The following is a 17,600-nucleotide window of genomic DNA, read 5'->3' on the forward strand; positions in this document are numbered from 1 at the left end:
TCTGCACCGTTTTCTGACCGAGAAGACAAAAATGGCCATAACTTGGTGCGCGACCGTCTGGCGGACGCTGTGGTGCGTTGGCCGGGATGTGCTTGATTAGCTTGATTATGGTCTTAATATAAATATTAAATTATGACAGTAATCTAAAAGATGAGAGGCTCTCCTCTCGCTCATCACACACCCAGGAGATGCACCATGAATACCCCTGCCACTCGCGGAACCGCCCTGATCACTGGCGCCTCTTCAGGCATCGGCGCCACCTATGCCGAGCGCCTGGCGCGTCGCGGCCATGACCTGCTGCTGGTGGCGCGCGATGCCCAGCGCCTCGATGACCTGGCCAGGCGCCTGGGGGCCGAGTACGGGGTTGCGGTCGAGGTCATGCCCGCCGACCTGACGCGCAAGAGCGACGTGCTCGCGGTGGAGCAGCGTCTGCGTGAGGACTCGCGCATCACGCTGCTGGTGAACAACGCCGGGGTGGCCATGAACGGCACGCTGGCCGCAGCGGATCTGGACCAGGCGGAAACCATGATCCAGCTGAACGTGGTCGCGCTGACTCGCCTGGCAGCCGCCGCTGCGGCCAATTTCTCCGCAGCCGGGCGCGGCGGCATCATCAACCTCGGCTCGGTGGTGGCGTTGGCGCCGGAGATGTTCAACGCCGTCTACAGCGCGACCAAGGCCTATGTGCTGAGCCTGACGCAGACCCTGGCGGGCGAGCTGCGCGGCGCTGGCGTCCAGTTGCAGGCGGTGATGCCGGGCGTGACCCGCACCGAGATCTGGGAGCGCAGTGGCACCGACGCCTCGGCGCTGCCGCCGTCGATGATCATGGAGGTAGGGGAGATGGTCGATGCGGCACTGGCCGGCTTCGATCAGCAGGAACTGGTGACCATTCCTTCGCTGCCCGACGCGGCCGACTGGGATGCCTTCGTCGGCGCCCGCGCGGCGCTGGGGCCGAATCTTTCGCACAACCAGGCGGCTGCACGCTACAAGTGACGGGAGTGGCCGGGTGTCGGACTGGCGCCCGGCCAAGCCTCATTCGCTCGGGCTGGCGGTCTTTTCCAGCAGCTTCGCGCGCGTGGTGTGCAGCAGACGGTCGGACAGTTCCGGGTCCTTGACGCTGCGCGACAGCAGCAGCGCGCCGACCATGGCCGAGAGCAGCAGCACGCTTTCGTCTGCGGCGTCGTCACCGTCCAGGCCCTGCTCGATCAGCGCCAGGCGGTTGAGCACCATCGCGTCGGTGGTCGTGCTCGGCTCACCGCGTTGCCCCAGCTCCGCGGACATGGTCGGCAGTGGGCAGCCGGCACCCGGGTTGGCGCGATGGGCATCGGACAGGTAGCGCTGGATGAGCCGTCGCAGCGGCGAGCCGCTTTCCTCAGGTGCCTGCTGCAGGCTGCTCGCCAGGGTCTGCACGGCGTGCTGCAGGGCGGTTTCCACCAGCTCGTCCTTGGACTTGAAGTGGGCGTAGAAGCCGCCATGGGTGAGGCCCAGCGCCTTCATCAGCGGTTGCAGGCCGGTTGCCCCCACGCCGTCACGGCGAAAGCGCAGGGCGGCTTCCTCGATGATGCGTTGATGGGTCTTGGCCTTGTGATCTTCCGAATAGCGCATGGGCTGTCCCGTGTTTCAGATGCTGGCTGTCATCTTACACGCGCGTCGTCGCTCTGGCGCGCCGTGTTCATGTCGAGGATCAGGCAGGTGGTGGACGCGACGGCGTAGAGGCGCTCGTCGACATCGTACAGGCGCCCTTCGGCCAGGGCGGTGGAGCGGCCGACATGGATGATGCGACCTTCGGCGCGCACCGGACCGGCTTCGCTGCGCAGTGCGCGAATGTAGCTCACCCGCAGGTCGGCGGTGGTGTAGCCCTGGCCCGGCTTGAGCTGCGTATGCACGGCGCAACCCATGCAGGAGTCGAGCAGGGTGGCGATGTAGCCGCCATGCACGCTGCCCAGTGGGTTGTAGTGGCTAGGGTCGGGCGCGCCCTGGAAGACGAACAGGCCATTGGCCCAGTGCACGGGGGTGAAGCCGAGCACGGCGTTGATCGGCGGCGAGGGCAGGTCACCACGGCCGATGCCGTCGAAGAAGTCCATCGGCGCCATGGCGGCGACTTCGGCCAGGCTCAGCGTGCCGGGGGCGGCGAGCTGGCTGCGCAGCGCCTGTTCTTCGGCGATCCAGGTGGCGAGGCGGGCATCTCGGGATGAAGCGGTCATGACGACTCCTGATAAATATGATGGACGACATTCAATTTTTCATATTATGGTCGAAATATAAATAGCCGCCAGTCGTTGTCACTCGGAGCCTTGCCATGCAGCCTTCCCGCATTCTGTTGCTCATCCTCATGCTGCTCACGGCATTGGGGGAGACCTCCACGCAGTTGCTGATTCCCGCGCTGGGTGAGCTGGAGCGTGGCTTGCACGCCGAGCCCGGCAGCAGCCTGCTGGCGCTCTCGTTGTTCGTCGCGGCCTTCGGCCTGGGCCAGCTGCTGCTGGGGCCACTGTCCGACCGGCTGGGGCGCAGGCCGGTGCTGCTCGCTGGGCTGAGCCTGTACCTGCTGGCGACCCTGGGCATGCTGCTGGCGCCAGACATCGAGGTGCTGATCGGCATGCGCGTACTGCAGGGCCTGGGCGCCTGCGCGGCGCTGGTGCTGGCACGCGCCATCGTCCGCGACGTGTGGCAGGAGCAGGCGGGGCCGGCCCTGGCGCTGACGGTGTTGGGGATGTTCGCCGCCATCGTCCTGTCGCCGGTGATCGGCGGCCTGCTGACCCAGTACGGCGGGTGGCGCGCACCGCTGCTGGCCACCCTGGGGCTGGGCGGCCTGGCGTTGCTGTCGACCCTGTTCAGCTACCGCGAGACCCACCTGCAGCGGGACCCGCAGGCCGGCCGCCTCAGGGGCCTGCTGGCCAGTTACCTGCAGGTGCTGCCGAGTTGCCGCGCGCTGGCGCTGACCATCGCCTGTACCTACGGCGCGATGTTCGTCGTGGTGGCCGGCTCGTCGTCGGTCTACATCGGTTTGCTGGGGCTGAGCGCTGCGCAGTACGGCCTGACCTTCGCCCTGATCGTTTCCGGCCTGCTCGGCGGCGCGCTGTTCACCCTGCGCAACGTGCAGCGCCTGGGGCCGCTGCGGGTGGTGGGCATCGGCGTCGGCCTGGTGCTGGTGGGCGCCTTGCTGACGCTGCTGATCTACCTGGCGTTCGGTCTGTCGCTGCTGGGGTTGTCGCTGCCCCAGGTGCTGGTGACGCTGGGTGGCGGCATGCTGCTGCCCGCCGCCGTGGCCGGTGCGGTGATTCCCAACCCGCAGCGCGCAGGGCTGGCGGCGGGGCTGATGGGGTTTTCGCAGATGGCCGGTGCGACCCTGGCCGGGTTGCTGCTGGGGGCCCTGCAGGATGGCTCGGCCTGGCCTATGGTTGCCTTGAACGCGCTGTTCGCTGGCCTGGCGTTTCTACTCTTCCATCTCTTGCGGGCACGTCCGGTCGTCACGACTGCGCTGGCCGGCAAACTTCCCTGATCCGAGGAAAAAGCTATGAGCAGCTATGACGTAGTCATCATCGGCGCCGGCCCTGGCGGCTACAACGCGGCCATCCGTGCCGGGCAACTGGGGTTGAAGGTGGCGTGCGTGGAGGGGCGCGAAACCCTGGGAGGCACCTGCCTGAATGTCGGCTGCATGCCCTCGAAGGCGCTGCTGCATGCCTCGGAGCTATACGAAGCGGCGGCCGCCGGCGAACTGAGTGCCCTCGGCGTGGAGGTCACGCCGACGCTCAACCTCAAGCAGATGATGAAACAGAAGGCCGACAGCGTCGAAGCGCTGACCAAGGGCGTGGAATTCCTGTTTCGCAAGAACAAGGTGGAATGGGTCAAGGGCTGGGCGCGCATCGACGGCCCCGGACGGGTACAGGTCAGGTTGCACGAGGGCGGCGAGCGCCTGCTCGAGACGACGAACATCGTCATCGCCAGTGGTTCCGAGCCGACGCCGTTGCCGGGCGTCGAGATCGACAACCAGCGCATCCTCGATTCCACCGGCGCCTTGTCGCTGTCCGAGGTGCCCCGGCACCTGGTGGTGATCGGTGCCGGGGTGATCGGCCTGGAACTGGGCTCGGTATGGCGTCGCCTGGGCAGCCAGGTCACGGTGGTGGAATACCTCGATCGCATCTGCCCCGGCCTGGACGGCGAGACCGCCAGGACGCTGCAACGCACCCTGGGCAAGCAGGGCATGAGCTTCAAGCTCGGTACCAAGGTCACGGCGGCCCGTTCGGACAAGCGCGGCGTGAGCCTGAGTCTGCAGCCGGCTGCCGGCGGGGCGCAGGAGACCCTGGACGCCGATTACGTGCTGGTGGCCATCGGTCGCCGCCCCTACACCCGTGGCCTGGGGCTGGAGAGCGTGGGACTCGCTACCGATCAGCGCGGCATGCTCGGCAACGACAGGCAGCACAGCGCTGTGCCCGGTGTCTGGGTGATCGGTGATGTCACCTCCGGGCCGATGCTGGCGCACAAGGCCGAGGACGAGGCGGTGGCCTGCATCGAGCGCATCGCCGGGCATGCGGCCGAGGTCAACTACGGGGTGATCCCCGGGGTGATCTACACCCGTCCGGAAGTGGCCAGCGTCGGCAAGGGCGAGGAGGAACTGAAGGCCGAGGGGCGTGCGTACAAGGTCGGCAAGTTCCCCTTCAGCGCCAACAGCCGGGCGAAGATCAACCACGAGACCGAAGGCTTCGTGAAGATCATCGCCGATGCCAACACCGACCAGATTCTCGGCGTGCACATGATCGGCCCGAGCGTCGGCGAGCTGATCGGCGAGTACTGCGTCGCCATGGAGTTCTCCGCCTCGGCCGAAGACATCGCCCTGACCTGCCACCCGCACCCGACCCGCTCGGAAGCCGGACGGCAGGCCGCGATGGGCGTGCACGGCTGGACGATGCAGGCGTGACGCCCATCGCCGAGTGCGCTGCCCCCAAGGGACGCCGCGCCGGTGCCCGAGGGGGCGTCAGAGCACGTGGTCGAGGTTGACCGGTTCGCCTGGCCGGGTGTGCAGCTTGGCGCGGATGTCGGCGAACACCTTGTCGTACTCGTCGTGGCCGCGCATCACCGGGCTGGCGTTGATGGGCAGGCCATGGCGGGCGGCGGCGCGGGTGGCCACGCTGGCGAAATTGAAGGCCACGTCGCGGTGCAGTTCGAACTCCTCCTCGAACGGCTTGCCGCGTACGGTGCCGGCCAGGCGCATGTGCAGCATCGGTCCCTGTTGCGGGTCCTGGCGTACTTCGTAGTAGAAGTCGACCGAGAACGGCGGGATGTGGCGCAAGGCGTCGGGGCGGTCGAGGTTGTCACGGTGCAGGTGGCCGGGGGTGAACATGCTGCGGTCCTCCTTCAGCGATGGACAATGCCGTCGCAGGCCATGCTGATGCGTGTGCCGGAGCGGCCCTGGACGATGGCTTCGATGTTTTCCAGCGAGCCGATCACCGCGACGCAGCCGGTGTTGCGGGCGAACTCGCAGGCGGCCTGTACCTTCGGCCCCATGGAGCCGGCGGCGAAACCGAGGTCCTCGAGCGCATCGGGATGGGCTTCGGCGATGGCCTTCTGGGTCGGCTTGCCCCAGTCGACGTAAGCGCCGTCCACGTCGGTGGCGATCACCAGCAGGTCGGCATTCAGCTGTTCGGCCAGCAGCGCCGAGCACAGGTCCTTGTCGATCACCGCCTCGACGCCGCGCAGCTGGTCGCCGTCGTACATGGTCGGGATGCCGCCGCCACCGGCGCAGATCACCACGCTGCCTTTTTCCAGCAGCCACTTGATCGGGCGGATCTCGAAGATGCGCTGTGGCCGCGGGCTGGCCACCACGCGGCGGAACTTGTCGCCATCCGGGGCAATGCTCCAGCCTTTCTCGGCGGCCAGGCGCTCGGCTTCCTCCCGGGCATAGACCGGGCCGATGGGCTTGGTCGGGTGCTTGAACGCCGGGTCGGCGCTGTCCACCTCGACCTGGGTGAGGATGGTGGCGAAGGGCACCTCGAAGGGCAGCAGGTTGCCCAGCTCCTGTTCGATCATGTAGCCGATCATGCCCTCGGTTTCGGCGCCGAGCACGTCCAGCGGGTAAGGGTTGGCTGCGTCGAAGGCGTTGCCTTGCAAGGCCAGCAGGCCAACCTGCGGACCGTTGCCGTGGGCGATCACCAGCTCGACGCCGGGAGCGACCTTGGCGATCTGCAGGCAGGCAACGCGCACGTTGTCACGCTGGTTTTGCGCAGTCATGGCTTCGCCGCGACGAAGCAGGGCGTTACCGCCCAGAGCGATGACGAGTCGCATACTGTTCTCCTTGGTCCAGGCGCCTGAGCGCCCGGCTTTGCGCAGGATAGGGCTTGCTGGCAAGCCCTATCCTGCAGGTGCCATTTGTCAGATATCCGCCAGGGTCGCGACCAGGATCGCCTTGATCGTGTGCATGCGGTTTTCCGCCTGCTCGAAGGCGATGTTCCACGGCGACTCGAAGACCTCTTCGGTGACCTCGATGCCGTTCTTCAGGTGCGGGTACTGCTCGGCGATCTGCTTGCCGACCTTGGTCTCGCTGTTGTGGAAGGCCGGCAGGCAATGCATGAACTTGACCCGTGGATTGCCAGCGGCCTTCATGATCTCGGCGTTGACCTGATAGGGCAGCAGTTCCTCGATGCGCTCGCCCCAGGCCTCCACCGGTTCACCCATGGACACCCACACGTCGGTATGCACGAAGTCCACGCCCTTGACCGCTTCCTTCGGGTCTTCGGTGAGTAGCAGGCGCGCGCCGCTCTCTTCCGCGAAGCGCTTGCAGGCGGCGACGTGCTCGTCGCTCGGCCACAGGGCCTTGGGAGCGGCGATGCGCACGTCCATGCCGAGCTTGGCGCCGATCAGCAGCAGCGAGTTGCCCATGTTGTTGCGTGCATCGCCCAGGTAGGCGTAGGCGATGTCATGCAGCGGCTTGTCGCTGTGCTCGCGCATGGTCAGCACGTCGGCGAGCATCTGCGTCGGGTGGTATTCGTCGGTGAGGCCGTTGAACACCGGCACGCCGGCATGCTGCGCCAGCTCCTCGACGATCTCCTGGTGGAAGCCGCGGTACTCGATGGCGTCGTACATGCGCCCGAGCACGCGGGCGGTGTCCTTCATGCTTTCCTTGTGACCGATCTGCGAGGAGTTGGGGTCGATGTAGGTGACGTTGGCGCCCTGGTCGTAGGCGGCCACCTCGAAGGCGCAACGGGTGCGGGTGGAGGTTTTCTCGAAGATCAGCGCGATGTTCTTGCGTTGCAGGTGTCGCTGCTCGGTGCCGGTGTACTTGGCGCGCTTGAGATCGCGCGAGAGGTCGAGCAGGTAGCGCAGCTCCCGGGTGCTGTGGTGCATCAGGCTGAGCAGGTTGCGGTTGTGCATGTTGAAAGCCATGGTTCTCTCTCCTTGTGGGCGGTCGAACGCCCCGGTGGCGGATGGCCGCCGGGGCCGGCTCGATCAGTAATCGATAGGGTCGCGGATGATCGGGCAGGTCATGCAGTGGCCACCGCCACGGCCGCGCCCGAGTTCGCTGGCGCTGATGGTGATGACCTCGACCCCGGCCTTGCGCAGCAGGGTGTTGGTGTAGGTGTTGCGGTCGTAGCCGATGACCACGCCGGGCTCCAGGCAGACCACGTTGTTGCCGTCGTCCCATTGCTCGCGTTCGGCTTCATAGGCGTCGCCACCGGTCTCCACCACGCGCAGTTGCTTGAGGCCGAGCGATTCGGCGACCACGTCGAGGAAGGATTTTTCCTCGCGGCGCACGTCGACTCCGCCGGGGCGGCTCTCGTCCGGACGCAGGGTGAAGGGCACGATCGAGTTGGCCACTTCCGGGAAGATGGTCACCAGGTCGCGGTCGCAGAAGCTGAACACGGTGTCCAGGTGCATGGCGGCGCGGGACTTGCCGAGCCCGGCTACCACCACCTTGTTCGCCGCGCCCTTGGCGAACAGCGCGCGGGCGACCTGACCGATGGCCTGGTGCGAGGTGCGCTCACCCATGCCGATCAGCACGGTGCCGTTGCCGATGGGCATGACGTCGCCGCCTTCCAGGGTGGCCGAGCCATGGTCCTTGTCCGGGTCGCCATACCAGATGTCGAACTGTTCGCCGGCGAAGTCCGGGTGGAACTTGTAGATGGCGCTGGCCAGCAGGGTTTCCTGGCGGCGTGCCGGCCAGTGCATGGGGTTGAGCGTGACGCCGCCGTAGATCCAGCAGGTGGTGTCGCGGGTGAACTGGGTGTTGGGCAGCGGCGGGAAGATGAAGCTGGACTCGCCGAGGTAGGCGTTGAACATCTTCGCCGCCTCGGAGTTCTTGTGCCTGGCCAGGTCGGCGCCGGAGACGCCACCGATGAGGAACTCGGCGATGCGCCGATGCTCCAGTCCTTCGACGAAATCGCGCACTTCGCTGAGCAGGCCGAGGCCGACGCTGTTGGCGGTGATCTTGCGGTCGAGAATCCACTTCAGCGCTTCGGGGTTGCTGATGGTCTCTTCCAGCAGGTTGTGCATTTCCACGACGTCGACGCCCCGTTCGCGCATCTTGGTCATGAAATCGAAGTGGTCGCGCTTGGCCTGCGATACCCAGATCACGTCGTCGAACAGCAGTTCGTCGCAGTTGGCCGGGGTCAGGCGCAGGTGCGCCAGGCCCGGCGAGCAGACCATTACCTTGTGCAGTTTGCCGGCTTCGGAATGAACGCCGAGGGGTTTCTTGCTCATGAAAGAACTCCTTCTCCTAGAGACTCAGGAAACCGTCGTAGAGCCCGTAGGCTGCAATGGCGGCACCGATCAGTACGGCGACGAGGATCAGCTTCTCGACGCCGGTGAAAATGGGCTGTCCCAGTTCGTGCTTGGCCTTGGCGAAGAGAATCGCGCCTGGGGCGTAGAGCAGGGCCGAGAGCAGCAGGTACTGCACGCCGGCGGCGTACAGCAGCCAGACCGCGTACAGGGTGGAAACCAGGGCGATCAGCAGGTCCTTGTTGCGCTCGCCGGCGGCGTTCTCGTAGGTCTCGCCACGCACGGCCAGCAGTACCGCGTAGGCGCTGGACCAGAAGTAGGGCACCAGGATCATCGAGGTGGCCAGGTACAGCAGGCTGAGGTAGGTGGACGCGTTGAACAGGGTGATGATCAGGAACAGCTGGATCAGCCCGTTGGACAGCCACAGCGCGTTGGCCGGAACGTGGTTGGCGTTCTCCTTGCGCAGGAACTCCGGCATGGTGTGGTCGCGGGCGCTGGCGAAGAGGATCTCGGCGCACAGCAGCGTCCACGACAGCAGCGCTCCGGCCAGGGAGACGATCAGGCCGATGGAAATCAGCTGCGCGCCCCAGGGGCCGACCACCTGCTCCAGCACGCCGGCCATCGACGGGTTCTTCAGCCCGGCCAGCTCGGCCTGGGCCATGATGCCCTGCGACAGGATGTTGACCAGGACCAGCAGCAGGAGCACGCCGACGAAGCCGATCACCGTGGCCTTGCCGACGTCGCTGCGCTTCTCGGCGCGGGCCGAGAAGATGCTCGCCCCCTCGATGCCGATGAACACCCAGACGGTGACCAGCATCATGTTGCGCACCTGGTCCATCACGCTGCCCAGGTCGCTGTTGCCGCGTCCCCAGAAGTCACTGGTGAACACGTCGAGCTTGAAGGCGATGGCGGCGATGATGATGAACAGCGCCAGCGGCAGCATCTTGGCGATGGTGGTGACGGTATTGATGAAGGCCGCCTCCTTGATGCCACGCAGCACCAGGAAGTGCAGCAGCCACAGCAGGATCGAGGCGCAGATCACCGCCGGCAGGGTGTTGCCCTCGCCGAACACCGGGAAGAAGTAGCCGAGGGTGGAGAACAGCAGCACCATGTAGCTGACGTTGCCGATCCAGGCACTGATCCAGTAGCCCCAGGCCGAGGAAAAACCCATGTAGTCGCCGAAACCGGCCTTGGCGTAGGCGTACACCCCGCCATCGAGTTCGGGCTTGCGGTTGGCCAGGGTCTGGAAGACGAATGCCAGGGTGAGCATGCCGACCCCGGTGATCAGCCAGCCGATCAGGGTGGCACCGGCGCTGGCGCTGGCGGCGATGTTCTGCGGCAGGGAAAAGATACCGCCACCGACCATGGAGCCGACCACCAGCGCGATCAGGGCGCCGAGGCGGAGTTTTTGCGTCGAATCAGACATCTCAATTACCTCCATGTCACGTGGGGACATTGGTATTGAGCGCGTTTGACGAGCACAGCATCCTGACTTGAATCAATGGACCAGGTTCGTCAACGCACATCCCTGTTTCAGGCGTTGTCGAGCACGTGCGACGAGGCAGGACTGCAGCTCGGTCCGACGCTTTGCAGGCGTCAGCCTGATCAGACACTAGTCAGTTTTCTTGACAACGCAATGATGGCGAAATGAAAACTTTTCGCATGCGTGGGGAGGGGCAGGCGGGGTGGGTGACCCCGCCTGGTGCGTTTGCCGGGTAGGCGTACGCGGGCCCGGAGGCCTATCGGGAAGGAACACGGCGCCGGGCGGGTAGCCCCTGCAGGCAGTCGCGCCGTGGTTGCAGCATGCCGTGGAAAGCTTTCAGCAGGCTTTCCACGGTGCGACTCGGTGATGACGCCGGCGATCAGCCGATGGTCATCAGGCTGGCGTTGCCACCCGCCGCCGCGGTGTTGACGCTCAGGGCGTGTTCGACCAGCAGGCGCTCCAGCGCGATGTCGGTCTCGCCCTTGTTCAGGCCGTGCACGCCGATGATGGCGCCCTTGCGCTGCGCAGCCTGCTCGCTCACCGCGCGCAGCTGGTCGGAATCGCCATGGTGCAGGATGGCATCCAGCTCCACGTCGATGCTGTTCCAGTCGGCCACCAGCTGGATGTGCTTCTGCACCTCCTTCGGCAGTTCGCTGTACAGCGCGCGCTGGCTTTCCAGCCAGATCGCCCGGCTGCCGACCGCCAGGGTGGCGGCCAGCTGGGCCAGCAGGTCGCCGCGCTCGTCGGCGAGGTTGAGTACGTGCTCGCGCGGCAGCAGGGTGTAGCTGTTGCGCTCGCCGGTCGGGCCGGTCAGCAGGTGGCTGCTGTAGCTCTGCGACAGGCTGCGGTACTGCTCGAACAGGGTGGCGATGGCCGGCTCCTGCTGGCCTGCCCACTCGGCGAAGGCGGCGCGCAGCTTGTCCAGCTCGCTCGGCGCGGGCAGGGTCTGCACGTCGGCCTGTCGCAGGTACTGGGCAACGGCTTCCTGCGGACGGGTCGACAGCAGGCGGTACAGGTACAGCGGGCCGCCGGCTTTCGGGCCGGTGCCGGACAGGCCTTCGCCGCCGAACGGCTGCACACCGACCACGGCGCCGACCATGTTGCGGTTGACGTACAGGTTGCCGACCTTGGCTGTGCCCACCACCTGGGCGATGGTCTCGTCGATGCGCGTGTGCACGCCGAGGGTCAGGCCGTAGCCGCTGTCGTTGATCTGCTGCAGCAGCTTGCCGAGGTCGGCGCGCTGGTAGCGCACCACGTGCAGCACCGGGCCGAAGATCTCGCGCTTCATTTCATCGAAGCTGTCCAGCTCGATCAGGGTCGGCACGACGAAGGTACCGCGCTTGATTTCTTCGCCGTTGGCGCGCGCCAGCTGGGTGACCTTGCGGCCTTTCTCGCGCAGCTTCTGGATGTGGGTCTCGATGCCCGCCTTGGCTTCGGCGTCGATCACCGGGCCGATGTCGGTGTTCAGGCGCTCCGGGTTGCCCAGGCTGTACTCGGCCATGGCGCCCTTGAGCATGGTCAGCACGCGGTCGGCGACGTCATCCTGCACGCACAGCACGCGCAGGGCCGAGCAGCGCTGGCCGGCGCTGTCGAAGGCAGAAGCCACCACGTCCATCACCACCTGCTCGGTCAGTGCCGAGGAGTCGACGATCATGGCGTTGAGGCCGCCGGTCTCGGCGATCAGCGGAATGGTACGGCCCTGGGCATCCAGGCGGCCGGCGATGTTGCGCTGGAGGATGCCGGCGACTTCGGTGGAACCGGTGAACATCACGCCACGCACGCGCTCGTCACCCACCAGGCGCGCACCGACGGTTTCGCCACGGCCCGGCAGCAGCTGCACGGCACCTGCAGGCACGCCGGCCTCGAGGAGGATGCGCACGGCCTGGGCGGCGACCAGCGGGGTCTGCTCGGCGGGCTTGGCCAGCACGGTGTTGCCGGCGGCCAGCGCCGCAGCGACCTGGCCGCTGAAGATGGCCAGGGGGAAGTTCCACGGGCTGATGCACACCACCGGGCCCAGCGGGCGGTGGCTGTCGTTGCCGAAGCTGCGCGCCTGGATCGCGTAGTAGCGCAGGAAATCCACGGCCTCGCGCACTTCGGCGATGGCGTTGGCGAAGGTCTTGCCGGACTCGCGCACCAGTAGGCCCATCAGTTGCTGCAGCTCGGCTTCCATCAGGTCGGCGGCGCGTTCCAGCACGGCGGCGCGCTCGGCCGGCAGGGTGGACTGCCAGATCTGTCCGCTGGCCATGGCGCAGAGGATGGCGCTGTCGACGTCGGCGATGCTGGCTTCGCGCACGTGGCCGACCAGGTCGCGGTGGTCGGCCGGGTTGCGTACCGGCTCCGGCTCGCCCGGGGTTGCACCATCGCAACCCAGCATCGGCTCGGCCAGGTAGCTGTGGTTGGCGGTCGACAGCAGTGCCGAGGACAGCGAGCCGAGGCGGTGTTCGTTGGCCAGGTCGAGGCCGGCGGAGTTGAGGCGCTGCTGGCCGTACAGGTCACGCGGCATGGGGATGCGCGGGTGCGGCAGGCCGATGGTGCCTTCCTGGGCGGCCATCTGCTCGACCTGGACCACCGGGTCCAGCACCAGGTCTTTCAGCGAGATGCTGTGGTCGGCGATGCGGTTGACGAAGCTGGTGTTGGCGCCGTTTTCCAGCAGGCGGCGTACTAGGTAGGCGAGCAGGGTCTCGTGGCTGCCCACCGGCGCATAGATGCGGCACGGGCGGTTCAGCTTGCCATCGGCAATCTTGCCGACCACCTGCTCGTACAGCGGCTCGCCCATGCCGTGCAGGCACTGGAACTCGTACTGGCCCGGGTAGTAGTTCTGCCCGGCCAGGTTGTAGATGGCCGACAGCGAGTGGGCGTTGTGCGTGGCGAACTGCGGGTAGATGGCTTCCGGCGCGGCCAGCAGCTTGCGTGCGCAGGCGATGTAGGACACGTCGGTGTACGGCTTGCGGGTGTACACCGGGTAGCCTTCCAGGCCGTTGACCTGGGCCAGCTTGATCTCGCTGTCCCAGTAGGCGCCCTTGACCAGGCGGATCATCAGGCGGTGGCGGCTGCGCTTGGCCAGGTCGACGACGTAGTCGATCACGTACGGGCAGCGCTTCTGGTAGGCCTGGATGACGAAACCGATGCCGTTCCAGCCGGCGAGGCTCGGCTCGAAGCACAGGCGCTCGAGCAGGTCCAGCGACAGCTCCAGGCGGTCGGCTTCCTCGGCGTCGATGTTGATGCCGATGTCGTACTGCTTGGCCAGCTGGGTCAGGCTCAGCAGAGTCGGGTACAGCTCCTCCATCACGCGCTCGTACTGGGCGCGGCTGTAGCGCGGGTGCAGGGCCGAGAGTTTGATCGAGATGCCCGGGCCTTCGTAGATGCCGCGGCCATGCGAGGCCTTGCCGATGGCATGGATGGCCTGCTCGTAGGAGGCCAGGTAGCGCTTGGCGTCTTCTTCGGTCAGCGCGGCTTCGCCGAGCATGTCGTAGGAGTAGCGGAAGCCCTTGCTTTCCAGGGTGGCGGCGTTGGCCAGGGCTTCGGCGATGGTCTCGCCGGTGACGAACTGCTCGCCCATCAGGCGCATGGCCATGTCCACGCCCTTGCGGATCACCGGCTCGCCGCTCTTGCCGATGATGCGGTTGAGTGCCGAGGTCATGCCCGCTTCGTTATGGGTGGAGACCAGCTTGCCGGTGATCAGCAGGCCCCAGCTCGCCGCGTTGACGAACATCGACGGGCTCTGGCCCAGGTGCTGGCTCCAGTTGCCGTTGGCGATCTTGTCGCGGATCAGGGCGTCACGGGTGGCCTTGTCCGGGATGCGCAGCAGCGCTTCGGCCAGGCACATCAGCGCCACGCCTTCCTGCGACGACAGCGAGAACTCCTGCAGCAGGCCCTGCACCAGGCCCTGGCGGCCGCTGGCGTTCTTCTGCTTGCGCAGCTTCTCGGCGATGCCGAGGGCCAGCTTCTGCGAGGCCTCGGCCTGCTCCCTGGTCAGGCGCGCCTGCTCCAGCAGCATGGGCACCACTTCGGTTTCCGGGCGGCGATAGGCGCTGGTGATGGCGGCGCGCAGCACCGACTGCGGCAGGATGCTCTCGGCGAAGTCGAGGAACACCTGCAGGCCTTGTTCGGTCAGCGACTCCAGGGCTTCCTCACCGGCGGCTGCGGCCAGGCCGGCATGCTCGGCGGGCGTCAGACCACTCTCGACCTGCTCCAAGTAGTTGAAGATTGCCTGCTTGATCATCCAGTGCGGAGTGCGGTCGATCTGCTGGGCGGCCTTCTTCAAGCGCTCGCGGGTGGCATCGTCGAGTTTTACGCCAAGGGTGGTGGTAGCCATGAGGAGTCCTACTTGTTATCAGGTTATGCACGGTAGAAAAATTGCCTGGGCAATCTTTGACGTCGCCTGCGACGGCCCGAAGGGTTGCTGCCAGGGATGGCGGGCAACAGAAAAGCTGCGGGAGATTAAACCTGAGAATATGCAAGGTGCAACCAGGTGCAACCAATAAATGCTCCGGGGCGACGAACGTCAGGGCCCGCTGCTCTTGCACCTCAAGGGTGCACGCAGCGGCGCGGCCTGGGTCGCGGCCTGGCAGCCGGGCGAGCGAGGGTCGGCCTGCTTCAGGTGCAACCAAGGTTGTACCCGTTCGGCAGGGCTGCCGTTCTTTCAGGGTAGACCGCGCTGATGAGTTTGCCGGGGCGGGGTGACGGGCTGCGCGTGCCCGTTGCGGGAGGGAGGGTCAGCCGTTGCAGTTTTCACCGATGCGCTGATAGATCAGCGTGTGTCGCTCGCCCTGGGAGTCCAGGTAGACCAGGCGGGCTTCGCCGACGTCGCAACCCTGGGGCAGGGTCTGGCTGACGATCCGGGCGATATCCAGTTGCATGCCGTAGTGATAGTGCTCGGCCGTTTCGGCCTGGGCCAGGTCGATGCTGCAACCCAGCGCCAGCAGGCAGGCGATCGCTTTCATGATGACCTCGATAGGGTACTGAAGGTGGTGCTAAAGAGGGCCGGCGTGCCGGCCCGAGGGGCGCTGGCCAGGAGCAGGGGAGGAGGCCAGCGCCGGGTGGAGCGGGGGCTTCAGCCCTGCTGGTCGGCCTGCTGCGCGTGGGTCGATTGCGCGTGGCGCTCGGCATTCGCCTCGTGCTGCTGTTGCAGCTGCGCCTGTTGGTGAGCGATGAAGGCGGGCGACTCTTCGGCCAGGCAGGCCTGAGCGGCGAGCAGGGTGCTGAGGGAGAGGGCGGCGGCAGTCATAAGGTTTTTCATGGGGTGATCCTCATGGGATTCTTCGTGGGTTCGAAGCCATCCTAATGAGGCGTGCACAGGCGAAAAAGCGCGTTCCGGGTGAATGACCCTTACCTCTTGCGCAACAATTTCTCCGCCGTCGCCCAGTGCTGCGGGTCGTCCAGTATGGCCTCGTCGCCCTGCAGCAGAGGCGGCAGTTCGGCCTTGAGGAATTCGACCCAGGTGCGGGTCTTGGCATCCAGGAAGCGCCGCGACGGATAGATCGCGTAGATGTTCAGCGCGCGCAGGCGGTGTTGCGGGAGGATGCGCAGCAGGCGTCCCTCGCGCAGCGGCTGGCTGGCCACGAAGGACGGCAACAGGCAGAAACCCATGCCGGCCTGGGCGGCCTTGACCAGTGCCTCGGCGACGTTGACCTGAAAGCATTCGCTCGGCAGGGCCTCCAGTTGTTCGTCACCGAAATCCCACTGACCGCGATACAGCGGGTCGGTCAGGCGCAGGTGACGGTGCCGTTGCAGGTCCTGCGGCTGCTCGGGGATGCCGTACTGGGCCAGGTAGCTGGGGGCTGCGCAGATCACGCTGTGGATCGCCCCGAGGTGCTGCGCGACCAGTTGCGAGTCCGGCAGGTCACGGGCGAAGGCGATGGTCACGTCGTGGCCGTCTTCGAGCAGGTCGGGGGTGCGCTGGGCCAGGGTCAGCTCCACCACGACCTGGGGGTGGTGTTCGGCGTAGCGGGCGATCAGCGGGGTGACGTGCTGCAGGCCGAGACCGGTCATGGTGTGCACGCGCAGGCGACCGCTGGGGGTCTGGTGAGCGCCGCGGGCTTCGGCGTCGGCCTCGTCGACCTGCTCGAGGATCTGCCGGCAGCGCTCCAGGTAGCGTTCGCCGGTTTCGGTCAGGGCCAGGCGCCGCGTGGTGCGCTGCAACAGGCGCGCCTGCAGGTGCTGCTCCAGGTCGGCGATCAGCCGTGACACCTGTGCCGTGGACAGGTCGAGTGCCTGCGCCGCGGCGGTGAAGCTGCCGCGCTCGACCACCTGAACGAACACGCGCATGCCATGCAAGGTATCCATTGTTGCTCCTGGCGTAATGAGCCAGGGGCATTATGCGCGATTACAGCGCGCCGAGGATCAGTTGTGCCGCCACCGCGAACATCATCGCCGCGACCCCCAGGTCGATCAGGCGCCAGGTCAGCGGGCGGGCCAGCCAGGGGGCGAGCCACGCCGCGCCGAGCGCCAGCGCGCTGAACCACAGCAGCGAGGCACTGGCGGCGCCGGCTGCATAGGCGCCAGGCTGGGGCTGCTGGGCGCCCAGCGAACCGATCAGCAGCACCGTGTCGAGGTAGACGTGCGGGTTGAGCAGGGTGACCGCCAGCGCCGCGAGCATCACCGCGCGCAACGAGCGCGGCTCGCTGCCGCTGGCCTGCAGCGCCTGGGGGCGTACGGCGCGCAGCAGCGCCTGGCTGGCGTACCAGATCAGGAAGGCCGCACCGCCCCAGCGGGCGATGGCCAGCAGCGTCGGGCTCTGTGCCAGCAGGGTGGCCAGGCCGAAGACCCCGGCCGCGACCAGCAACGCATCGCAGAGGATGCACAGGGCCGCCACCGGCAGGTGATGCTCGCGGCGCAGGCTCTGCGCCAGGACGAAGGCGTTCTGCGCGCCGATGGCCATGATCAGGCCGATGGCGACCAGCAGGCCGTTGCTGTAGCTCTGCCACATCAGGCGGATTCCGGCAGGGAGGACGCCGCCAGGGCGCGCAGGGTGGACAGTGCCCGTTCGGCGCGTTCGCTGGGCACGAAGAGGTGGTCGTGGTGAAAGCCGGCGACCACGTTGCAACTGATGCCGGCCTGCGCCAGGGCGGCGGAGAAGGATGCGGTCAGGCCCACCGCCGCCAGCGACGAATGCACTTGCAGGGTGATCCAGGCCGCGACGTAGTCGTAGCTCAGACCGTGGGCATCGGCGCTTTCCCGTGGCAGCACCAGGGTCAGGCCTTCGGCTTCCTGCACGCTGGCCAGCGGGCGCAGGGCGCTGCAGTCGTGATCGGCGGCGACGCAGCAGAATACGTACTGACCGGGGTTGAGGTGCGGCGTCATGCTCTGCAGCAGTCGCGCGAGGTTGGTTTCGCCGGACATGGCGGGCTCCTGATCGAGTGAATGCTGGCGATTCTGCTGAGCCTGGATGTATAAGAGAAACAAATATTGC

At 66.7% G+C, this 17,600-nt stretch carries 16 protein-coding genes; 3 read left to right on the top strand and 13 right to left on the bottom strand.

Annotation, left to right across the window (positions count from 1 at the left end; translation table 11 throughout):
- Positions 1–195: 195 nt before the first annotated feature.
- The gene (locus tag EWH21_RS06525; protein WP_179553572.1) at positions 196–990 is read left to right on the top strand and encodes an SDR family oxidoreductase; all 795 of its coding nucleotides are present in this window, start codon (positions 196–198) and stop codon (positions 988–990) included.
- Positions 991–1,029: 39 nt separating this feature from the next.
- Here EWH21_RS06525 and EWH21_RS06530 read toward each other — a convergent pair whose 3' ends face one another.
- Both EWH21_RS06530 and EWH21_RS06535 read right to left on the bottom strand, forming a co-directional pair.
- Positions 1,030–1,602: a TetR/AcrR family transcriptional regulator gene (locus EWH21_RS06530; RefSeq protein ID WP_037046935.1), complete on the bottom strand. Its 573-nt coding sequence runs from the start codon at positions 1,600–1,602 to the stop codon at positions 1,030–1,032.
- A gap of 29 nt (positions 1,603–1,631) precedes the next feature.
- A complete protein-coding gene (locus tag EWH21_RS06535) occupies positions 1,632–2,201 on the bottom strand; it encodes a PaaI family thioesterase (RefSeq protein ID WP_277700084.1) in 570 nt (189 codons plus the stop codon).
- Between the two features lie 95 nt (positions 2,202–2,296).
- Between EWH21_RS06535 and EWH21_RS06540 the strand changes: the two genes are divergently transcribed.
- Together EWH21_RS06540 and lpdA are read left to right on the top strand one after the other, a co-directional pair.
- Positions 2,297–3,496, top strand: coding sequence for an MFS transporter (locus tag EWH21_RS06540; protein ID WP_277700085.1), 1,200 nt, complete (start codon positions 2,297–2,299; stop codon positions 3,494–3,496).
- Between the two features lie 15 nt (positions 3,497–3,511).
- Positions 3,512–4,912 carry a dihydrolipoyl dehydrogenase gene (lpdA, locus tag EWH21_RS06545; protein WP_277700086.1) on the top strand — a complete coding sequence of 467 codons (1,401 nt, stop codon included), beginning with the start codon at positions 3,512–3,514 and terminating at the stop codon, positions 4,910–4,912.
- A 57-nt stretch (positions 4,913–4,969) separates the two neighbouring features.
- On the opposite strand, the gene EWH21_RS06550 is transcribed toward lpdA, so the two are convergent.
- The 11 genes from EWH21_RS06550 to EWH21_RS06600 all read right to left on the bottom strand — a co-directional run bounded on the left by EWH21_RS06550 (position 4,970) and on the right by EWH21_RS06600 (position 17,530).
- On the bottom strand, positions 4,970–5,335 hold the full coding sequence (locus EWH21_RS06550) for a DUF5064 family protein (RefSeq protein WP_277700087.1): 366 nt from the start codon (positions 5,333–5,335) through the stop codon (positions 4,970–4,972).
- A gap of 14 nt (positions 5,336–5,349) precedes the next feature.
- A complete protein-coding gene (gene arcC, locus EWH21_RS06555) occupies positions 5,350–6,276 on the bottom strand; it encodes a carbamate kinase (RefSeq protein WP_277700088.1) in 927 nt (308 codons plus the stop codon).
- A gap of 87 nt (positions 6,277–6,363) precedes the next feature.
- Positions 6,364–7,374, bottom strand: coding sequence for an ornithine carbamoyltransferase (locus tag EWH21_RS06560; protein ID WP_037046943.1), 1,011 nt, complete (start codon positions 7,372–7,374; stop codon positions 6,364–6,366).
- Between the two features lie 63 nt (positions 7,375–7,437).
- Positions 7,438–8,688 carry an arginine deiminase gene (gene arcA, locus EWH21_RS06565; RefSeq protein ID WP_152488037.1) on the bottom strand — a complete coding sequence of 417 codons (1,251 nt, stop codon included), beginning with the start codon at positions 8,686–8,688 and terminating at the stop codon, positions 7,438–7,440.
- A 16-nt stretch (positions 8,689–8,704) separates the two neighbouring features.
- Positions 8,705–10,132, bottom strand: coding sequence for an arginine-ornithine antiporter (arcD, locus tag EWH21_RS06570; RefSeq protein WP_134677736.1), 1,428 nt, complete (start codon positions 10,130–10,132; stop codon positions 8,705–8,707).
- 436 nt (positions 10,133–10,568) lie between these two features.
- The gene (gene putA, locus EWH21_RS06575; RefSeq protein ID WP_277700089.1) at positions 10,569–14,504 is read right to left on the bottom strand and encodes a trifunctional transcriptional regulator/proline dehydrogenase/L-glutamate gamma-semialdehyde dehydrogenase; all 3,936 of its coding nucleotides are present in this window, start codon (positions 14,502–14,504) and stop codon (positions 10,569–10,571) included.
- Between the two features lie 400 nt (positions 14,505–14,904).
- Positions 14,905–15,132, bottom strand: a complete 228-nt coding sequence (locus EWH21_RS06580) for a DUF2790 domain-containing protein (RefSeq protein WP_047588005.1) — start codon at positions 15,130–15,132, stop codon at positions 14,905–14,907.
- A 110-nt stretch (positions 15,133–15,242) separates the two neighbouring features.
- On the bottom strand, positions 15,243–15,428 hold the full coding sequence (locus tag EWH21_RS06585; protein ID WP_152488040.1) for a hypothetical protein: 186 nt from the start codon (positions 15,426–15,428) through the stop codon (positions 15,243–15,245).
- An 89-nt stretch (positions 15,429–15,517) separates the two neighbouring features.
- The gene (locus EWH21_RS06590; protein WP_277700090.1) at positions 15,518–16,474 is read right to left on the bottom strand and encodes a LysR family transcriptional regulator; all 957 of its coding nucleotides are present in this window, start codon (positions 16,472–16,474) and stop codon (positions 15,518–15,520) included.
- Positions 16,475–16,514: 40 nt separating this feature from the next.
- The gene (locus EWH21_RS06595) at positions 16,515–17,117 is read right to left on the bottom strand and encodes a LysE/ArgO family amino acid transporter (protein ID WP_134677732.1); all 603 of its coding nucleotides are present in this window, start codon (positions 17,115–17,117) and stop codon (positions 16,515–16,517) included.
- Positions 17,117–17,530 (bottom strand): ACT domain-containing protein, encoded by a 414-nt coding sequence (locus EWH21_RS06600; protein ID WP_047587431.1) that lies wholly within the window; start codon positions 17,528–17,530, stop codon positions 17,117–17,119. The genes EWH21_RS06595 and EWH21_RS06600 overlap by 1 nt, the downstream gene beginning before the upstream one ends.
- Between the last annotated feature and the right edge of the window lie 70 nt (positions 17,531–17,600).

Source organism: Pseudomonas sp. REST10 (genome assembly GCF_029542605.1).
GTDB classification, from domain to species: domain Bacteria; phylum Pseudomonadota; class Gammaproteobacteria; order Pseudomonadales; family Pseudomonadaceae; genus Aquipseudomonas; species Aquipseudomonas khazarica.